The 19,811-nt window shown below is 55.8% G+C and carries 18 protein-coding genes and 1 pseudogene; 8 read left to right on the top strand and 11 right to left on the bottom strand.

Annotated elements, in window-relative coordinates; translation table 11 throughout:
• Positions 1-71: 71 nt before the first annotated feature.
• Complete coding sequence (gene ade, locus QFX31_RS07510) at positions 72-1,775, top strand: adenine deaminase (protein WP_348531493.1); 1,704 nt, start codon at positions 72-74, stop codon at positions 1,773-1,775.
• A 9-nt stretch (positions 1,776-1,784) separates the two neighbouring features.
• On the top strand, positions 1,785-2,900 hold the full coding sequence (locus QFX31_RS07505) for a TIGR04013 family B12-binding domain/radical SAM domain-containing protein (RefSeq protein WP_348531492.1): 1,116 nt from the start codon (positions 1,785-1,787) through the stop codon (positions 2,898-2,900).
• On the opposite strand, the gene QFX31_RS07500 is transcribed toward QFX31_RS07505, so the two are convergent.
• The 6 genes from QFX31_RS07500 to QFX31_RS07475 all read right to left on the bottom strand — a co-directional run bounded on the left by QFX31_RS07500 (position 2,897) and on the right by QFX31_RS07475 (position 8,025).
• Positions 2,897-3,232 carry a hypothetical protein gene (locus QFX31_RS07500; protein ID WP_348531491.1) on the bottom strand — a complete coding sequence of 112 codons (336 nt, stop codon included), beginning with the start codon at positions 3,230-3,232 and terminating at the stop codon, positions 2,897-2,899. The two genes, QFX31_RS07505 and QFX31_RS07500, sit on opposite strands and share 4 nt — an antisense overlap.
• A gap of 118 nt (positions 3,233-3,350) precedes the next feature.
• On the bottom strand, positions 3,351-4,238 hold the full coding sequence (locus tag QFX31_RS07495) for a tributyrin esterase (protein WP_348531490.1): 888 nt from the start codon (positions 4,236-4,238) through the stop codon (positions 3,351-3,353).
• Between the two features lie 85 nt (positions 4,239-4,323).
• Complete coding sequence (locus tag QFX31_RS07490) at positions 4,324-5,415, bottom strand: glycosyltransferase family 4 protein (RefSeq protein WP_348531489.1); 1,092 nt, start codon at positions 5,413-5,415, stop codon at positions 4,324-4,326.
• A gap of 36 nt (positions 5,416-5,451) precedes the next feature.
• Positions 5,452-6,576, bottom strand: a complete 1,125-nt coding sequence (locus QFX31_RS07485) for a glycosyltransferase family 2 protein (RefSeq protein WP_348531488.1) — start codon at positions 6,574-6,576, stop codon at positions 5,452-5,454.
• 382 nt (positions 6,577-6,958) lie between these two features.
• Positions 6,959-7,570 (bottom strand): orotate phosphoribosyltransferase-like protein, encoded by a 612-nt coding sequence (locus tag QFX31_RS07480; RefSeq protein WP_297759032.1) that lies wholly within the window; start codon positions 7,568-7,570, stop codon positions 6,959-6,961.
• A gap of 5 nt (positions 7,571-7,575) precedes the next feature.
• Complete coding sequence (locus QFX31_RS07475; protein WP_348531487.1) at positions 7,576-8,025, bottom strand: PIN domain-containing protein; 450 nt, start codon at positions 8,023-8,025, stop codon at positions 7,576-7,578.
• 269 nt (positions 8,026-8,294) lie between these two features.
• Here QFX31_RS07475 and QFX31_RS07470 point away from each other — a divergent pair, with 269 nt between their 5' ends.
• The 5 genes from QFX31_RS07470 to mfnA all read left to right on the top strand — a co-directional run bounded on the left by QFX31_RS07470 (position 8,295) and on the right by mfnA (position 14,778).
• A complete protein-coding gene (locus tag QFX31_RS07470; RefSeq protein WP_348531486.1) occupies positions 8,295-9,305 on the top strand; it encodes a hypothetical protein in 1,011 nt (336 codons plus the stop codon).
• Position 9,306: 1 nt separating this feature from the next.
• Positions 9,307-10,518, top strand: coding sequence for a YcaO-related McrA-glycine thioamidation protein (locus tag QFX31_RS07465; protein WP_348531485.1), 1,212 nt, complete (start codon positions 9,307-9,309; stop codon positions 10,516-10,518).
• Complete coding sequence (locus tag QFX31_RS07460) at positions 10,475-11,134, top strand: TfuA-related McrA-glycine thioamidation protein (protein WP_348531484.1); 660 nt, start codon at positions 10,475-10,477, stop codon at positions 11,132-11,134. The genes QFX31_RS07465 and QFX31_RS07460 overlap by 44 nt, the downstream gene beginning before the upstream one ends.
• A gap of 234 nt (positions 11,135-11,368) precedes the next feature.
• Positions 11,369-13,633: a phosphoenolpyruvate synthase gene (ppsA, locus tag QFX31_RS07455; RefSeq protein ID WP_348531483.1), complete on the top strand. Its 2,265-nt coding sequence runs from the start codon at positions 11,369-11,371 to the stop codon at positions 13,631-13,633.
• Positions 13,630-14,778 (top strand): tyrosine decarboxylase MfnA, encoded by a 1,149-nt coding sequence (mfnA, locus tag QFX31_RS07450; RefSeq protein WP_348531482.1) that lies wholly within the window; start codon positions 13,630-13,632, stop codon positions 14,776-14,778. Before ppsA ends, mfnA begins: the two co-directional genes overlap by 4 nt.
• Before the next feature lie 139 nt (positions 14,779-14,917).
• Here mfnA and dph2 read toward each other — a convergent pair whose 3' ends face one another.
• From dph2 to QFX31_RS07435, 3 genes are read right to left on the bottom strand one after another with little or no spacing between them, the layout of a single operon-like run.
• Complete coding sequence (dph2, locus tag QFX31_RS07445) at positions 14,918-15,916, bottom strand: diphthamide biosynthesis enzyme Dph2 (RefSeq protein ID WP_348531481.1); 999 nt, start codon at positions 15,914-15,916, stop codon at positions 14,918-14,920.
• Positions 15,916-16,926 carry a flap endonuclease-1 gene (fen, locus tag QFX31_RS07440; protein ID WP_348531480.1) on the bottom strand — a complete coding sequence of 337 codons (1,011 nt, stop codon included), beginning with the start codon at positions 16,924-16,926 and terminating at the stop codon, positions 15,916-15,918. Before fen ends, dph2 begins: the two co-directional genes overlap by 1 nt.
• Positions 16,927-16,930: 4 nt before the next feature.
• Entirely contained in the window at positions 16,931-17,449 is a 519-nt protein-coding gene (locus QFX31_RS07435) for a helix-turn-helix domain-containing protein (protein ID WP_324303869.1), read from the bottom strand.
• A gap of 305 nt (positions 17,450-17,754) precedes the next feature.
• Between QFX31_RS07435 and QFX31_RS07430 the strand changes: the two genes are divergently transcribed.
• Positions 17,755-19,035 (top strand): isopropylmalate synthase, encoded by a 1,281-nt coding sequence (locus tag QFX31_RS07430; protein WP_348531479.1) that lies wholly within the window; start codon positions 17,755-17,757, stop codon positions 19,033-19,035.
• Positions 19,036-19,145: 110 nt separating this feature from the next.
• Here the strand turns inward: QFX31_RS07430 and QFX31_RS07425 are convergent, their stop codons facing one another.
• Positions 19,146-19,610 carry a hypothetical protein gene (locus QFX31_RS07425; protein WP_348531478.1) on the bottom strand — a complete coding sequence of 155 codons (465 nt, stop codon included), beginning with the start codon at positions 19,608-19,610 and terminating at the stop codon, positions 19,146-19,148.
• Between the two features lie 27 nt (positions 19,611-19,637).
• Positions 19,638-19,811, bottom strand: a pseudogene (locus QFX31_RS07420) (IS630 family transposase); the annotation flags it as partial.

Raw genomic sequence — 19,811 nt, 5'->3', positions numbered from 1 at the left:
TTCTCTGACGATCCGCAGCCGCTCAGAGCAGATCTATATCCCAGGCTGAACGATGTTCTGAAGGTGATTCCTTGAGGATCAGTGATCTGATAGCCGCAGCGAGGGGTGAGCTTGAGGCGGATCTGCTCCTGGAGGGCGGGGAGCTGGTCAACGTCTTCTCAGGGGAAATACATAGGGCTGACATCTCGATTTACGGCGGATACGTGGCAGGTTTTGACTGCTCGAGCGCCAGAAAGGTGATCCCGGTCGAGGACCATCTGATATCGCCTGGGTTCATAGATGCACATGTTCACATCGAGAGCTCCATGGTGATGCCCTCTGAGTACGCGAGGGCTGTTGTCCCGCGCGGGACGCTCGCGGTGATAGCGGATCCGCATGAGATCGCGAACGTGATGGGAGTGGAGGGGATATCATATCTGCTCAGAAGCGCCGAGGGCATCCCGATGAGGTTTCTTGTGACAGCACCATCGTGCGTGCCCGCGACGCCGCTGGAGACATCAGGCGCTGCTCTGGGCGTGAGCGAGATCTCCAGGCTTCTTGAGGATCCCAGGGTCGTGGGCCTTGGGGAGATGATGAACTATCCCGGAGTGATACACGGGGATGAGTCCGTGCTCGCGAAGCTGGAGGTCGCGGCCTCGAAGAACAAGACGATCTGCGGCCATGCTCCCGGGCTGAGGGGCAGGGATCTACACGCGTATGCTGCCGCGCTGATCGAGAGCGACCACGAGTGCACCAGAGCGGAGGAGGCGATGGAGCAGCTCCGCTCAGGCATATGCATAATGATCAGGGAGGGAAGCGCGGCGAGGAACCTCGATGAGCTCCTGAAGATCATCGGAGAACACAACACACCAAACATCATGCTCTGCACTGATGACCTAGACCCGAGAGATATCATGCACAGACACATCGATCACATGATAAGAAGAATCGTATCTGCAGGCGTAGATCCTGTCGCGGCGATACAGATGGCCACGATCAACCCGGCGCGCCACTTCGGGCTCCGCAGGACAGGTGCTGTTGCCCCGGGATACAGGGCTGACATCGTCGTTATGGATCACGATTTTAATGTGAGACGCGTTATCTTCGAGGGCAGGGAGGTGGCCAGGGAGGGAAGGCTCACAGCGGGGTTTGAATCGAAGAGATTGCCGATACAGAGCAGCATGAATGTGCGCAGGCCCCTCACGCTGGAATCCTTCAGAATCCCTGCAGCAGGCAGAATCGCCAGGGTCATCCGCGTTGTGCCGGACCAGATACTGACAGAGGCAATTGCAGCGCGCCCCACTGTGATGAACGGGGAGGTCGTATCAGATACCACGGATGACGTCCTGAAGATAGCTGTTGTTGAGCGGCACCGGGCCACCGGCAACGTCGGTCTCGGCCTCGTCAGCGGGTTTGGATTGAGGAGAGGCGCGATCGCGAGCTCCGTCTCACACGACTCCCACAACATCACAGTCGTTGGAGCTGATGATGAGAGCATGCTCAGATCTGTGGAAGCCCTGATATCAACGGGCGGTGGATGGGTTGCTGTCGATGGGAGAACACTCGCCTCGCTGCCCCTCCCGATCGCCGGTCTGTTATCCGAGAGGCGTGTGGAGGATGTGGTCGAGGACGCGGAGAATGTGGTATCAGCAGCACACTCTCTTGGATCAGAGCTGGACGATCCCTTCATGACGCTCTCATTCCTAGCCCTGCCGGTCGTACCCGAGCTCAGGATCACAGACAGAGGCCTTGTGGATGTGAGGGAGTTCAGGCACGTTCCTCTATTTATGGAGTAAAGGGTGGCGATGTCCGGGCCTGATGTATGGTTTAGGTGGAGCAGGAAGAACAGGTACACGATAGCAGCTCTGCTGCCGCTAGTGAGCGGCGCCAGGCTTGCTGATGGCCCGAGGCCGGGAATCATGCTCTACAGCATTGCAACCCCGCAGGCCGAGGAGGTCTACAGAGAGGTAGATGCAGCTCGCAGTTCAGGCATGAGATCTCTGTTCATCGCTGGTGGGCCACATCCATCTGCAAGGCCTGCAGAGGTCCTCAGGCACTTCGATTACGTTGTGATAGGAGAGGGCGAGGAGACGCTGCCAGAGCTCATCGATGCTCTCCGATCGGGCCGCGATCCGGGATCTGTGAAGGGGATAGCATACATGAAGGACGGGGAGCTGGTAGTGACGGAGCGCAGGGATTTCGTGGACCTCGATCTATATCCCTCATTCTCCCGCCCTCTCCTCGCGCCTATAGAGATAAGCAGGGGGTGTCCATGGGGCTGCGCATACTGCCAGACACCAAGGCTCTGCGGAAGCGTCATGCGCCATCGTTCCATACCATCGATCCTCAGCCATGCCAGGATGCACATGGATCTCCGGTTCACGTCCCCGAACGCTCTCGCATACGGCTCAGACGGTCTCAGACCGAGACTGGAGAGGGTCGAGATGCTGCTGAGGACGCTCTCAGAACTCGGCAGGCCGGTATACTTCGGCACGTTCCCATCGGAGGTGCGGCCTGACTTCGTATCAGAGAGAGCGCTTGAGCTCATAAACACATACTGCACGAACCGAACGCTCAGCATAGGCGGACAGTCGGGGAGCGACAGGATTCTGAGATCGATCAACAGGGGTCATTCTGTGCATGATATCGAGATGGCATGCGAGCTCTGCATCGACCATGGCATAATCCCGAATGTCGACCTGATACTCTGCCTACCCGGGGAGAGCGAGGAGGACCAGATGCTCACGGTCGAGCTGGCTGAGAGGATAGTGGGAATGGGGGGCAGGGTCAGAGCCCACAGGTTCATGCCTCTGCCGGGAACTCCGCTGGAATCCCGGGAGCCATCGCCGCTCCTGAGGGAGGCGGAGCTCAGGCTGGGCCGGCTGGCGCTGGCCGGGAAGCTGAAGGGAAGGCTGCACTAGAGGTAGAACTGCCTGAACGGGAGCATGTAGCTGTCCTGGAGCTCGTATCTGATCAGAATCTCCTTTGGGCGCACCTCTATCTCCCTGACAGCCTGCGAGAACATGTACCAGATGTATCCTCTCTGTGGAATCTTGTACTTGTCGGGAAGCGTCGATGCAAAACCCGACGCGTTCAGGATGTATGTGCGCAGGAGCTCGCTGCCCGACGCGAACAGGAACGGCAGGCTCAGCTTATCGAGGGCCTCTGCGCTCTTTCCCTCAAGCCTGAGACGCTCCAGAAGAAAGTCACGGATCTCCTCCTCGTTTATGACAAGCTCTCGCATCTCGCTCATCGTACCACCCTATGAGAGTGAGATGTGGATTATAAAATTAGCTGCTTCCCAGCACCTCGAATACTGAGACCCCATGTGAGCGAACACGGTGATTTTTCCCGAATCACTGAGATCAGCATCATACAGGCACAATTTTCCGGTACATCATCGCGTGAATGCTGCTGATGCCGAAGATCCTCGAGATTCTCCGGAGATCATCCGGACCGGGTGAGGTGTTCCTGGCTGGAGGCACCGGCCTGCACTCCCTCGCAAACACACACCCACCGCGCATCCTGGAGCACGCAAAACCGCCTGCGTTTCCCTTCACGAAGATCTCGCCAGATCTCATCTCTGTCGCCGTGAAATCCTCCGTGTCGCCGTGCACAACCACAGTTCCACCGCTGAGCAGAACCCCTGTGTTCCTGCCCGAGCTGCCGTGGATCTCGAGAACCCCCAAGCGCATGAGGATTCCTGCGCTCATTCCCGCATTCCCGAAGACCTCGATCCTCATGGGAGAGCAGTTCCTCGCTCCTATCGTCTCTCTGGTTATGCCATCAGATATCCTGAGAACGCCATCAGACAGCTCGTTCGGATGCAGGGGAGAATACCCCCTCTCAAGAAGCTCTGTTATGGACACAAACCTTCTGTACCCAGACAGATCGCTCTCAACCTCGATGACGTTTCCCAGCGGCTCCTCGACCCTGCCGCTAACGTAGATAGTGCCTCGGATCATCGAGATCCCCATCCTCGGGCCCACGTCTCCATCCACTATCACCTTCCCTGCATCCACAGCGCCACCGCTCCCGCCCAGCCTCATCAGATCCACTCCCATGCTGGAGCAGAGCCTGCTCCCCACATCTCCCAAGATCCTCACGGTCCCGCCGCGCCTGAGCGCGTCCACCAGAGCCCTGTAGCTCCATCCATCGATCTCAGCATCAGGATCGAAACGCGAGCCTCTGTGCTGCCAGTAGAAATCGAAGGTGAAATCGCAGAGGCATTTCTCTCCTGATGTCCTGATGGTGATCATCGAATAGATCCCCCTGTTACCTCGATAAATAAGGATTGATTTGACGCTGTCGTATCATGCTTTCCAGGGGCCTCGATGCAGCATCTCATACGCCCGCGGCATACACCCTCTCGATCTCTCCGCATATCACATCCCAGTCGTACCGCCTGGCGATCTCCCTGCACTTCTGGCCAGCGCTTCCTGGTAGATCGAGCGCTGTACTGATTGCACCTGCCAGCGAGCCCGGGGAGGGATCTGCGATCACACCTGTCTCATGGGTGAGAAGGTCACATGCGGCGTTCATCCTGTGGCGCACCGTGACAACAGGAACCCCGCATGCCATAGCCTCCAGCGCGGCCATCCCGAACCCCTCCCTCGTTGACGGGAGCACGAAAGCCCTCGAGGACTTGATCAGAGCGATGGTGTCCTCGTATTTGAGGAAGCCGCTGAATCTCACCCTCTTATCCAAACCCAGCGATCTTGAGAGGGCGCGAAGCCGCGGCGCCTCCGGGCCCTCCCCGATTATGAGTAGATTCACCTCCGAAAGTTGAGCGATGGCCTCCAGAAGCATGTGAAGGTTCTTGTGGGAGACCAGCCTTCCTGCGAACACAAGATCGTGCTCAGAATCCGCGGGCATGATTGATTGAATATGCATGAAATCTATTCCGTTCGGAACCACGGTGCTCTCGGCCCCGAGCCTCATCAGCTCCCTCCCCGTCATCTCAGAGACAGCTATGTTGTTGCCGGTAAGCATCGCAGCAGCTCTCTCAACGGCCATTCCAAGATGACCCAGGATGCCCAGGTAATCGAGCCAGTAATCGCCCCAGATCTCGTGCCATGTTATGAAGAGAGATGCTCCTCCGGAGCGGAGTCTTGCGGAGAAGCATGAGAGATACGGGAACTCCTGGCAGTCGATCACATCAAATCCGCCCTCGAGCTTCCTGAGAACGCCAAGCGAGAAGAGCAGGGCCTGCTTCACCGACCTTTTATTGTTTATGTATAACGGATGTGGCGGGCAGACGCCGTGATGCCAGACACCGCCCAGGTTGATCCTCCTCTCTCCACCCCACCATCTGGCTCCGTAGCAGTGGACCTCATGCCCCCTCCGGGCGAGCCTCTGCGAGAGCTCGTAAACCCTCCTCTCAGCCCCGCCCTTGATCCAGGGGTACACTGCGTCATAAACATATGCGATTCTCATGGCGATCCGCCCTGCCCTCAGAGGATCATGCTCAGATCACTCCCTGCCGTCTGTGAGCAGGAAGAGGCTTATGAGCATGCCTGAGAATATTGTCTGGATCCCGATCATGGAGAAGACCATCGCGATCATTGCGCTCTGGACCTCCGCAAGCGATCCGAAGCCGGAGCTGATCCAGCTCATCAGCACCCTACCACCGATCGCGATGCCTGCGGTTATGAAAGCCATCCCCAGAAGAATCTCCTTCTCCAGGGAGTGATAGCTCAGCAGCCTATCTGCAAGCCAGCTGCTCGCGATTCCGTGCATGGCGCCGAATATGCTGAAGTGAACGCCCGCCAGGAGCGTCTGGTATCCGATGAAGAGCATCATTATTCCAAGGATCAGTGAGTGCATACGGAGCTCAGAGGAGCGGGATACAAGAAGGACCCCGGCGGTGAGCATCATGCCCAGAGCCATCACCAGCGCCCCGGGCGCTACGAGAAACGGGATCGGCTGATAGAGCATCATGAATCTCAGATGGCGCCAGCCGTCTGAGAACGAGCGGAGCTTCGATCCACCTTTCCCCCGTGGATAGTAATCGATCGGCGCCTCGGCGATCCTGAGACCCTGCCGGGATGCCTCGACCAGCATCTCCGAGGCGAACTCCATGCCAGTGGTTCTAAGATGCATCCTCTCAAGAGCATCCCTCCTTATCGCTCTGAGCCCGCAGTGTGCGTCAGAGACTCTGATGGAGTAGAGATGGTTGAGGATCCATGTGAGAACGGGATTTCCAATGTATCTGTGAAGCGCCGGCATCGCTCCTGGATGTATCCTGCCGCGGAGCCTGCTGCCCATCGCCAGATCCGCGCCATCGTCGAGCAGCTTCAGAAGCTTTGGTATGTCCTCAGGTGCATATGTCAGATCCCCGTCCATGAGAACGATGTATTCCCCGGATGCCGCCCCGAAGCCCCTCAGGTACGCCCTTCCGTATCCGAGAGCCTCGGATCTCACCACCCTGGCGCCCTGTCTCTCAGCTATCCTTGGGGTTTCATCATCAGAGCTGTCTACGACGATTATCTCCCACTCGGAGGCAATGCTCTGGAGGACAGCGCGCGATCTCCTTATGCATTCGCCGATCGTGTCCGCTTCGTTCAGGGTGGGTATTATGAGACTGACTGAGCGCACATACGGCCAATGTCATAAGGGAGTTATAAGAGTTTGTTATCGGAGCAGCTGCAAGGGGGTCAAAGTGGGTCACGGCATGCAAATCAGTACTACAGCAGGAATCACACTGCTGTCCTGCGCGCAACGGTTTACAGAGAACAGGCATGCTGATGGGCATTTCCTGAGCTCTGAAAATCCAGATCCGCAGCATACGTTTTCGAGATCGTGCACAGAAAATTCCCTTGCGCTGGCTGCACGTACAGAGCATAAAAATGCTGTGTTTGAGAACCTTTCTAGATAACTTCTCCAGATATCGATTACGATCGATTCTCCATGCATTCCTGGAACCGTCTTCTGCTTGCGGATTCTCATAACATATCCGACACAAAAAAAATAAAGATCGCTAGTTCACCCTGATGACCTTCAGCAGGGAGCAGACCGGCACGCCTGCGATGCTGTCCACGCCCCTCTTGTCGATCAGCACCGCTATGACATTCGTCTTGGCGCCGTGATCATCCAGGTATGCGACCGCCTCCTCCAGGGTCCTGCCAGATGTTATCACATCATCCACAATGACGCACTCCCTGCCATTGACGTCGGCGAAGTTCGTGCTCAGGTTTCCATGGGGTTTGACATCCTGCGATGCCATCTGCTTTGTGGGCATGTAGACAGCGAGCCCAACACCCATATGGTTCGCGACCATGCTCGCGAGGGGGACACCGCTCAGCGCCACGCCCACGACCATATCGATGTCAAGCTCCTTTTCGTCCAGGACATCGAATATCATCTCTGAGAGCGCCTGTGCTATGTGGCTCAGCCTGTAGGCGCTCCTTCCTATCATCGACCAGTCCACCGAGATATCCTTCGGCCCGGGGACGGTGGCGCGCTCCGCGTGCGTTAGAAGCCAGGTGACGGTCTCCCTGGAGACGTTCAGCTCCTCAGATATCTGGCCCTCTGAGAGGCCCTCAGACTTGAGCTCTGTGGCTTTCTTTATCAGATCCTCTATACTCTTCATGATTATCATCCCCTTTTCCTTCCTCTGGGAGGTGTTCCGCATACAGGACAGAGATCTCCCTCAAAGGCTCTGCCGCATCCGGGGCATCTCTGTGTGCGCTTTATGAACCGCCTTATTCCACGCTGGACGACCGGCTCGACCCTGAGACCCAGATGGACCGCGACGTTCTGGAGAGCGTAGTCGTCTGTGGCAAGCACTGCATCATACTCTATGGCCTTGGCAAGGACCTCCAGATCCGTCTGTGAGAGCCTTGAGAGATCTCCTGTCTCCCTTGCCGCATCTGTCGCCCTTTTAAGGGCCTCTTTTGTGGGTGGTTCGATCCTCACATCTGAGATCTGCAGCTTGATCCTCGAGCGGATGTCCTTGAGCTCCTGCTCCACCGCAGGAACCGTGATCACCTCTCCCTTCAGCGGCTTTCCAAGTATGAACACAGAGGCGTCTGCGACTATATACACATTGGTGACGTTGAGCTAATAGTACTTGGAGTTTTGCAGTACGCAGACCTGTCAGTATCAAGCCAGATCGCATGCATTCAGTAGCATGAGATCACTTGGGAAAATTGCTATGCATGAAGGACCTTTGTACAGAGGCGCTGCTATGTCTCTGGAATGCTGGGAACAACTTCTGCGAGATTTTCGTGATCGCTGTAACGTCGCGAGGATGTTATTATAGGCCTCAGGCACTCCACAAAGTTAATAGGAGCATCGTGACAATTCCTAATAGTATGTACATGGACGAGCTTGTGAAGCGTGTTGCGAGGAGGATCCGCCCCAGGGAGGGCGCTTGCGGCACCTGCCACGCCATAGCTGAGGAGGTGTGCGCCACAGGGGGGTCCATCCTCGCATACGAGCGTCCTTCAGGAATACTCGCCAGGATAACAGACGACAGAGGAGAGGTGATCGGGGAGGGTTTCGGCATCGTCTGGTCGCCCGCAGTCCTTGCAGCTGAGCTGGATGCGGGGATAGTGCCCGCTGATCTTGAGGATTCTCTCAGAAGAGATGGGACCAGCACCCAGGATATCGTGGAGAGGGTTGCAGCGCTCTTCGGCTACGGCAGGGTCGTGACCCCAGCGGTCCTGGCGCTGAACATGGTGAAGGAGATGGGCGGGAGAACACTGATCAGGCGGGAGGGGCTGGGCGTGGTGGCAACATTCTTCGACTCAAAGGGGAATGTGATCACATCATCTCCTCCATCCTACTGCCCCACATGTGCGGTCACGATCGCCGCCGCGATCACGCCGGAGATCGCTGATCATATTAAAAAAACGCTTGAGGGTAAGCCGAACACAGGGAGGAAGAAGCTCGATCTCGGTCTAGAGAACAGATACGAGATAGAGCACGGCCACGTCCGTGTCACCCTGGCGAGGGGAGATGAGGTTCTGGCCAGCAGGGTTCTGGGATGCTGCATGGCATACGCCACTGTGAAGGCTGAGATCGCCGCAGGGCTTGTGCCGCAGGCGAGCGCAGAGCAGTTCAAGCTCTACTGCAACCTCTGCCCGTTCAAGCACTGCTGGATGGACAAGTCCATGGGCGCCACTGGAAACATAATCCTGCAGCGGCTCACAGAGATCGGCGCGGAGATCGAGGTCTCGGCTGAGGGCTACATAGTCGCCAGGCTTGCTGGAGAGGAGATCGAGGGGCGCGGCACACTCTGCTCCCTGAGCGCCCTGACCAACATGCTTCTAAAGGGAGACGCGGAGAGGATCCTGAAGCCATCACCGGCCAGGAGATGGTGAGTTGCGACTGAGATCCTGCCTGAAGAGGTACAAGAAGGACACACACCGTGCTCTGCCTCCTGAGGAGACGCTGGAGATTGTGGAGAGAAAGATGCCCGCAGCCGGAATAACAAGGGTTGCGGACATAACCAACCTCGACCGGATAGGCATACCTGTATTCACATCGATAAGACCGACGGCAGAGAAGGGCGCGATATCCGTTTACAATGGAAAGGGGGCCACGCCGACCGAGGCGAAGGTCTCTGCCATAATGGAGGGCATCGAGAGATACTCTGCAGAGGTCCGCAATGCTGATCTCATAACTGCCAGGTTCTCGGAGCTCAGGGAGAACGCGTTAAATCCAGAGGAGCTCATACTTCCGAGAGGTGCTGATCCAGATGCAGAGATCCCGTGGGTGAGGGGATATGATCTCATAGGGGAGGAGGAGATCCTGGTTCCTGCGAACGCAGTATTTCATCCGCTTCCCTCGAGCTACACGCGTCTGTTCAGGACAAACACCACAGGCCTTGCATCCGGGAACCAGCTGGAGGAGGCGATCTTCCACGGGCTTGCAGAGGTCGTCGAGAGGGATGCGTGGTCGGTCGCAGAACACACCAGGAGCATGGGGCCGCTGCTTCGATACAACGGTGACGGCCTTGCAGGGGAGCTTCTTGGTATGTTCCAGCGCGCGGAGGTCCGGGTTTACGTGAGGGATATAACAAGCGATGTGGGCGTTACAACATTCGCCGCGGTCTCAGATGATGTGAGGCTGAGGGATCCGGCGCTTCTGACCGCAGGGATGGGCACGCACACCGACCCAGAGGTGGCGCTTCTGAGAGCGCTCACAGAGGTCGCACAGAGCCGGCTCACACAGATACATGGCGCCAGGGAGGATACTGTGAGCGCGGATTTCAGGCGCATGATGGGATACGAAAGGCTGAAGCGCCTTAACAGGCACTGGTTCGAGTACGAGCGCGAGGAGGATTTCAGCTCCATAAAGTCTTATGATACCGATGATTTTCTGGATGATATCAAACATATTCTCGATAGGCTTCAGTCGGCCGGGTTTGAGAGGGCGATAGTTGTGGATCTCACGGCTCCTGAGATAATGGTGCCCGTGGTCAGGGTGATAGTGCCCGGGCTGGAGATCTCGGCTGTGGATCCGGAGAGGGTCGGCAAGCGGTGCAGGGATGCCAAGAGTCGTCGTGTTTCTGGGTCCAAGCATGCCTCATGATGAGGCGCGCTCCATCCTGGATGCGGATTACAGGCCGCCAGCCAGGCGCGGAGACGTTCTCGCGGCTGCAAGAGATGGAGCGGACATAATATGCCTGATAGACGGCGTCTTCTTCCAGGACTCCTCTGTGGCGCACAAGGAGATCCTCGAGGCGCTCCAGATGGGCGTGCGGGTGATTGGCGCCTCAAGCATGGGAGCTCTGAGGGCAGCTGAGATGGATGTCTATGGCATGGAGGGCGTCGGCGAGATCTACAGTGCGTATAAGAGCGGAGAGATAGTCGCTGACGACGAGGTCGCCCTGGTCTTCGATCCCGTGACGCTCGAGCCACTCTCCGAGCCTCTGGTCAACATACGCCACAACCTCAGGCTGGCTGTGAACGAGGGCCTCATCGATGAGAAAAGCGCCGCAGATCTGCTGGAGATTGCGAGGGCCAGGTACTTTCCTTCCAGAAGCTATGAGAATCTGATAAGAGATGCCAGATGCAGGGTTCCGGAGGAGACGCTTCTACAGTTCAGGAGATTTCTTGAGAGCAGACGTGAGGATCTCAAGAGGGAGGATGCCATAAAGGCGCTCAGGAGGGCTGCGGAGGTTGCCAGGGAGCTGCAGGTCCGGTGATCTGCGAACATGATCAATATGTTGAGATAAATCGCATTCTTAGAAGAGTGTCTGATGATTGACCGATTTGGATGATAGCGATTTCGTTGATCAGTAATTCTGGACCCTGACGAGCATATTCTGATCTGTAATTTTGAGATCATCCACCTCATTGTATCTGAAAGGAAAGAGTAATATACGGTCGCGAATTGAAGCACCACCATCTCTCATGATAACGCTAAGAGGCTGACTTTAATGGCGATCGTTGTTTGGCTTGAAGAGGTGGGGAAGGAGGATATACCTGTAGTCGGCGGGAAGGGCGCGAGCCTGGGCGAGATGATAAACATCGGCATTCCTGTACCTGGCGGGTTTGCGGTCACGGCACAGGCCTTCCGGCAGTTCATCGAGCGTGCAGGCATTGCTAAAGAGCTCTTCGACTCTCTGAAAGTGGATGTGAACAACCCTGAGGAGCTTCTGAGGGCAGAGGCCAGGGCCAAGAAGATCGTGATGGATGCAGAGGTTCCAAAGGACATAGAGAACGCGATAAAGGAGAGGTACAGGGAGCTCTGCGAGCGGGAGGGCGAGGAGGTTTTCGTCGCTGTCAGATCCAGCGCGACCGCAGAGGATCTTCCGGATGCGAGCTTCGCAGGCCAGCAGGAGACATACCTGAACGTCAGGGGCGCTGATGCTGTGTTCGAGGCCGTTAAAAAGTGCTGGGCATCACTTTACGGCGCGAGGGCGATATTCTACAGGGTCGAGCAGGGCTTCGAGCATGAGAAGGTCAACCTCTCCGCGATAGTCCAGAAGATGGTCGACTCGGAGAAGTCAGGGGTCATGTTCAGCTCCCAGCCGAGCACAGGAGAGCCGCTTGTTGTGATCGAGGCAGCATGGGGTCTCGGAGAGGCGGTTGTCAGCGGCAGTGTGTCTCCGGATAACTACGTTGTTGATAGAACCTCCAAGAAGATAGTCCACAAGATGATCGCCACGAAGGAGATCATGATCGTCAGGGATCCTGTGACCTCGAAGACCGTGACAGTACCGGTTCCACCGGAGAAGAGGGATGCGCAGGTTCTCACCGAGAGCGAGATACTGGATCTCGCGAAGTATGCGGAGATCCTGGAGAGGCACTACGGTATACCCCAGGACATAGAGTGGGGCGTGCAGAAGAACAAGATATACATCCTACAGTCAAGGCCGATAACAACGATAGCAAAAAGCGCCGCAAAGGCCGCGGCAGAGGCTCCCGGCACGGCCCGGGTCCTGGTCACAGGTCTCGGAGCGTCTCCAGGCACGGCCACCGGCACCGTGAGGATCATCTCCGGAGTCAGGGATCTGGAGAAGATAAAGGACGGGGACATAATGGTCACCCGCATGACCATGCCCGACATGGTCCCTGCAATGAGGCGCGCGGGAGCAATAGTCACAGACGAGGGCGGCATGGCATGTCATGCTGCCATAGTGAGCCGCGAGCTCGGCTGCCCCGCGGTTGTGGGGACAAAGAACGCAACAAAAGTGCTCAGGGATGGGATGGTTGTCACAGTCGATGGCACCAAGGGCCAGGTCTACGAGGGAAAGGTGGCCGTGGCCGAGGAGAAGAAGGCTCAGCCGGTCGCTGTGGCCTACAAGCCGGTGACAGCGACAGAGGTCAAGGTCAACATCAGCGAGCCCACGAGAGCACAGGCTGCAGCCGCAACGATGGCAGACGGTGTGGGTCTTCTCAGAATAGAGCACATGATCCTGGGGCTGGGGAAGACACCTGGTTATTACATACGATCAGGACGGAGCGAGGAGTACGTCAATGAGCTCGTCAGGAACATCAAGATAGTGGCAGATGCATTTTACCCGAAGCCTGTGTGGGTGAGAACCCTGGACGCGCCCACGGACGAATTCCGTGCGATGGAGGGCGGCGAGAACGAGCCGATCGAGCACAACCCGATGCTCGGCTGGCGCGGGATACGGAGGGACCTCACAGAGGTGGAGCACTTCCGGCTGGAGATAAGGGCGTTCAAGAAGCTACACGAGCTCGGGCTCACAAACGTGGGGATCATGCTTCCAATGGTCCAGCACGTGAGCGAGCTCAAACGGGCGAAAGAGATCATGGTCGAGGAAGGGCTGGATCTGAGCAGGATCGATGTGGGGATAATGGTCGAGACGCCGGCTGCTGCGCTCACAATCGAGGACTTCATCGAGGAGGGACTGGACTTCATATCGTTCGGCACGAACGATCTCACCCAATACACGCTCGCCGTGGACAGGAACAACGAGAACGTCGCTGGCCTGTACTCTGAGATGCATCCAGCGGTCATCAAGCTCATAGAGTATGTTGTGGAGCGGTGCAAGAAGGCCGGTGTCAAGACATCGATATGCGGCCAGGCTGGATCATATCCGGAGATGGCCAGGCGGCTTGTCGAGATCGGGATAGACAGCATATCCGCGAACATCGATGCGGTGGCTGCTGTGAGGGAGACTGTGGCAAGGGCGGAGCTCTCGATACTCCTAGAGGCTGCAAGGAATCGATGATGTACACGTTCCCGGAGAAAGGTCTGTCAGAGGAGACCGTCGAGGATCTCCTGAGGGAGATGCGTGGGAGGGACTCCTCCTACGAACGTCTCCTCTCCACAATGTGCACACGCCCTCATCCCGTGGCGGTACGGGCATACACCATGTTCCTGGAGACGAACCTGGGCGATCCCGGGTTGTTCCCAGGAACATCGGAGATCGAGCGCAGGGTTGTTGGGATTCTTGGGTCCCTACTGGGATGCCCCGATGCATCAGGCTACATATCAACAGGCGGAACCGAGTCGAACATCCAGGCGATACGCGCCGCCAGGAACTCATCCGGCAGGCGCGACGGGAACATAGTCGTTCCAAAATCGGCTCACTTCTCCTTTGATAAGATCGCGGATCTCCTCAACCTGGAGGTTCGGAAGGCAGAGCTCGATGAGATGCTCAGGGTGGATGTCGGGGATGTCGAGAGGCTGATCGATGAGAACACGGTGTGTGTTGTTGGCATCGCCGGAACAACAGAGTTCGGCCAGGTCGATCCAATTGAGGATCTCTCAGAGCTCGCGATCGAGAACGGAATACCTCTTCATGTGGATGCAGCATTCGGCGGGTTCGTTCTGCCGTTCCTTGAAAGAGAGTACCACTGGGATTTCAGGGTTGAGGGGGTGCAGTCGATAACCATCGATCCGCACAAGATGGGCATGAGTCCGATTCCAGCCGGCGGTTTGATCTTCAGGAGTCCGGATCATGTAAAACGGCTTGAGACAGAGACGTACTACCTGACTGTCGCGAGACAGGCATCGCTGACGGGCACCAGGAGCGGAGCTGCAGCCGCTGCCACATACGCTGTGATCATGCATCTCGGCACTGATGGTTACAGGAAGGTTGTCAGGAGATGCATGGAGATGACGGCGCATCTCGTCTCAGAGGCCCGTTCCATGGGCATCGAGCCAGTCATAGAGCCTGTGATGAACGTTGTCGCGCTGAAGATCGATGATCCGCCTGGGGTCAGGAGGGCGCTGCTTGAGAGGGGCTGGCACGTCTCGATGACCAGAGAGCCAAAGGCGCTGAGGCTCATACTGATGCCGCACATGACCCAGGAGAACCTCGATCTGTTCCTGAGTGATCTGGAGGCGATCACCTCCAGGAGGTCCTGCTAACGGCGCGAGGCTTCATAAGCACACAATTTTTGATGTATTTTTATATAAATACGTATCAACCTGTGTGCATCTTTGACTGGTACAGTGAATCCTCGCGCGCTTCCGGTGCTAAGCTCTCCGGAGAGCCCCCTGCTGGCCATCAAGTGCTTTCGGGCTCGCCGCATGCCTCGAGGATCTCGTCGAAGACGTAATCGTTTCTCGTGCCAAGCGCCATTTCAAACTCTGGCGGTGTCAGAACGGGAACGCTGTACCTGCGGGCGTCATCGAGGGCGATTCTCGGGCATGCTGTCGAGACTACCGCGTCCAGGCCGAGATCGAGAATCCTCTCAGGCTCGATTCTGTCTATGTAGACATCAAGCATGCTCTTTCCTTTAGATCTACCGAGAGATCTGAGCCTCCTCGCGGTCACGCATCTCCTCTGTCCCGGCTTCTTCGATATCAGGATCCCAATCCTCTTCGCATCCGATGCTCTGGCGATGATCCCGTATCTCCACCTTAGAAAACCCTGCGAATCTATCTCCTCCACCGAGCCTGTTACAGGATCCGCTGCTACCACCCGCATGCCTGTCGCCATCGAGAGGCCCAGAGGATGGAACCTGCCGGTGCCTATGAAGAGAGCCTCCTCTGCCCCGACCCTGGCGGCTGTGTAGCAGCAGCCGAGAACCTGCCCCCGGTGCCTTGTTCTCGGAGACGGCCCGCCTGCGATGGCATCTATCCCGTGAGATCTCAGTATCCCAATCACACGATCGATCATATGAGAATGCTGGACGGTTGTGCAGACAGCCACCCTGCTTTTCGTGAGGAATCCAAGGGATCTCTCCACGACATCTCCAACATCAGATGGCATCCTCGCCTCCACGTAAACAATCCTGTCGCTCAGGCTCTCGCACATCTCCGAGTGGCCTATGTGCACCATCAGATCGACCATGCTGCACAGCTGGAGATCCAGATCACATGCACCATAGCAGGGATCCCCAGAGACAAGAACCTGAGCGCCGGTCTCCGCTATGATCCCTGAGATCTCAGCAGCGGATCTCTTCAGGCCATCGGGAAGCTGGACGCCGACCCTTCTGACCCCCGCTCTTTTAATGATGCTGATCGCCTTCTCCAGATCGATCTCGTACCCTGAGATGAGCATCAGAACCACCTTTCAAGTGTGCACTGCCCTGCGCGGAACGATGCATTCAGGCGCTCCGCAGCTTTTCTGACCCTCTCCTCCGAGAAGTCCCTCTCGTTACATAAAAACCCGACAATCTCATCGATACTGGGCTTTTTCATCCTGAGCTCGTAGCTTTCCGTGACCTCCGGATGCAGAAAGATATCCCGTATCTCCTGAAGATTTTCGATGCTCTCCCCCAGCGCATCGAGCACGGCCTCCAGGCATCCATGCTCTTTTATGAGCTTGAGCGCCCTCTTCGGACCCACCTTCTGGAGTCCTTTGTTGTAATCGGTCCCGCACATTATCCCTATGTCTATGAGCTGCTCCCTGCTTATCCCGAGCCTGGTGAGCTCATCCTCTAAGATGATTACCTCAGGAGGGACCTCGATGTAAACGTTCTTCCTCGGCATCTTCCTCCTGCCTGTGATCGCGAGGTTCCTCACAACCCTGGGCGCTCCGAAGAGGAGGGAATCGTAGTCCTGGGATGCGACGTAATCAACATCCCCGCGGATCGCCATGAAGGCTGCCTGCGCCTCGCCCTCTGAGGGGGCCTGGACATACGGGATCCCCATGGCGTCCAGGAGCCTGATGGAGTCATGGAGTATCTCGCTGTTTATCCTCGTTGTGGCCTGCGCGTACCTGAAACTCTCAGCACCTGTGGCTATCGCCTCCTGGAGCTGGATCTCCGCGATCTCCTTCATCTGGGCCCTGGCGGCAAGCGTCCCTGCCTTGAGCTCTGGAGGTCTGCCATCGAAGACAAATGCAACCCTGATCCCGGCCTCCACGAGGTTCGTCATGCGGTAGAGCAGTCCTGATAGATGAGATGTTATCCTTCCAGAAGAATCCATTAGTGGTGTGCCGTCAGGCTGTCTTATGGTCGAGAGAAACTGGTAGAGGGTGTTGAATCCATCGACTGCGATCCAGCTTCCCGAGAGATCCTCGATCGAGATCTTCTTTCTGGTGAGAATGTCCCCGAGATCGACGCCCATGCGCTCATACCTCTATCTTCTTTGCCGCGACCTCTATCGCCCTCTTTACGCTCTCCCTGGGTATTATCGTGGCGACCGGTATTGTGAGGAGTTTCTCAACGGTCGGGCTGACGATCGGGGCACAGACTACTGCGGCTGCGCCGTCGGATTCTGCCCTGACCGCAGCGATGATCGCCTCCTCGATATTTGTCGCTGAGTACTCGCGGAGCGTGAAGACCTTATCCCCGATGCGCATCTTGGTCTCCTCGATCTTGTCCAGAACAGGCCTGGCGGCTATTATCGCTATGAACCTCTCGCCTCCGCCCTCGAGATCACGGATGGTCTTCACGATCTGCCGGAGCGTCGTTATGTTCGGCTCCCTGTGCCCCGAGAGTATCTTGTAAAGGGTGCTCTGGGGTATTGATGAGATCCTGCTGAACTCCCTGGTGCTCATCCCCATCTCTGAGATGACCGATCTTATAGCCTCCCTCAGAGCCTCATCCGACTGGAATGCTGCCCTGATGATCCTGTCGGCGTGAGACATAATTGTGAATTAGATCGATGCGTATTTCTACTTTTGGGATAATGGCATCCGGTGTTTAGTCATTGGAATCCTGCTTCATACACCCGATCTTATGAGAGAGCCTAACAGAGTAGCGCCTGATAATATTAATATAATTTTATAATTAAGATTGGGCAGAATTTATAAATATCATCGTCGACCTTATTATCTGGATCAGGGCCTGTTTCTTCGCGCATGTGTGGATTCCTGCTTTGATGCCTGCTTTTAGAGGTTGTCCGATCACCACAGCACGTCGAACACAGAGCCCTGAATGGAGGCTGATGTGCATGCGGTTCATGTCCTATGAGGATCTCCCGAAGATAAGATTGCCGAACGGGAATGATGTGTACATAAGCGACTCCACGCTTCGCGATGGAGCCCAGATGCCCGGGATAGTCATAACTCTGAGGGACAGGCTGAGGATATACGAGTACCTCCACAGGATAGGCATAGAGAAGCTGGAGGTATTCCTGTTCAGCAGCACCGACAAGAGGGCTGCAAGGGAGATGCTGGACAGGGGGTGCAACCCGGAGGTAACAGGCTGGAGCAGGGCGAACACGAATGATATAGATCTTGTTCTGGAGATGGACGGGATCAGGGAGACAGGCATACTGATGTCGATCTCTGATCCGCACATGCTGATAAAGATGGGACTTCCTGGAAGGGAGGCTGCGCGGGAGATGTATCTAAATGCGCTTCAGTATGCTGTCGACCATGGTCTTAGAACCAGAGCGCATCTGGAGGACATCACGCGCTCGGATCTGGAGGGTTTCGTGTACCCACTTGTTAGGGAGATAATCGATATAGACAGGGATTGTACCATCCGCATCTGCGACACCCTCGGCTACGGGCTGCCGTTTGATGGTCTGAACGATCCGTACTCGATACCAAACATGGTCCGGAGGCTGCGCGAGATGGGGGTGAAGAACATAGAGACGCACATCCACGACGACTTCGGCTTCGGCACGGTGAACTCCATCGTCGGCTACTGGTACGGAGCAAACTGGTCGAACCTCACATTTCTGGGCATAGGGGAGAGGGCTGGCAACGCTGAGCTTGAGAAGGTTCTGCTGTTTCTGAAGACCAGGGTTGAGGGCTTCGAGAAGTACGATCTATCGTGCCTGACGGAGTTCGCGCAGTTCATGGAGGAGCGTGTGGGCATAAGGGTGCCGAGGAACAAAGCAGTGGTTGGCAGGAACATATTCTCGCATGAGAGCGGCATACACACGGCTGGCGTGATCAAGAACCCCTTCACCTACGAGCCATACCCGCCGGAGATCGTGGGAGCCACCAGAAGCCTCATGATAGGCCCGACATCAGGCAGGGAGGTTCTGAAGATCAAGGTCGAGGAGGCGCTGAGAGAGCTCATCGATATGGATGTCAGTGTGAGCAAGGACGACTGGCGGCTCAATCTCATACACTCTGAGATAAAGAGGCTGTATGATGAGGAGAAGAGGAGATCATGCATATCTGACGAGGAGCTGAAGGCGTACGTTGAGAAGTACTTCCTCTTCGAGTCGATATTCGAGAAAGAGAGCCATATAAGTGGAGATCCCATGCCGGACTGAGCGAAAAATCGGAAGCTATAGGCATCTTACAGAGATAGACGATTTCTTTGGTCCGAAAATTACCTTTTTGATGAAAAATGTAAAATATAATTATGCAGACCTATTCTACTTTACTCAACTTTTAGAGTATTTATTATTTTATTTGTAGAATCACGATCTAGTATGGCATAGAGTTCTGCAAATCTTTTACCTTCTAGTGGCCATATGGCAAGATTTACTTCGAACAGCTGACCCTTCAGGTAGTAATTGTATACTGTTACAGATTTTCCAGAGTGATCCTGAGATGTCCAGTTACCGGTTTCAATATAGCCTTCGTTCTCCATGTTTTCGCGAGTTGTACCAACAAGAAAATCGGTTATGGCCTCAGAACTCATATAGCTCCAAGGCGACCCAACTGTGTACATATATAGATAAGCAACGCCGTTATCTTTCGTTATCTCAAAAGAGTCGTAGAACATTGCACCTGAAACATTAAAACCCTGTCGTTTTATTGTCGCACCTGGCAGATCGAATGAAATATTTTTCTCTTGGATCACATAGGCTTTTGTTTCAACTCCACTGCATACACACATCACTAAGAGAGTAAATATCACTAGTGCTCTTTAACATTTATTTTTAACCATATTGTAGTGTCTTTTGAGTTTTGCTCTGGCGTTGTCTTTGCTGAACTTCCAGCGGACAGTTGCGCGGATCGCATTTCGTTCCCGTTGCCAGATATTGATTTCGTCTCTCAGTTTGTTGATGTCAGGTATTCTTCGGTCCAAACACTGTTTTGA

Source organism: Methanothrix sp. (assembly GCF_030055635.1).
Lineage (GTDB): Archaea > Halobacteriota > Methanosarcinia > Methanotrichales > Methanotrichaceae > Methanothrix_B.
This window is presented reverse-complemented; position numbering and strand designations above follow the sequence as displayed.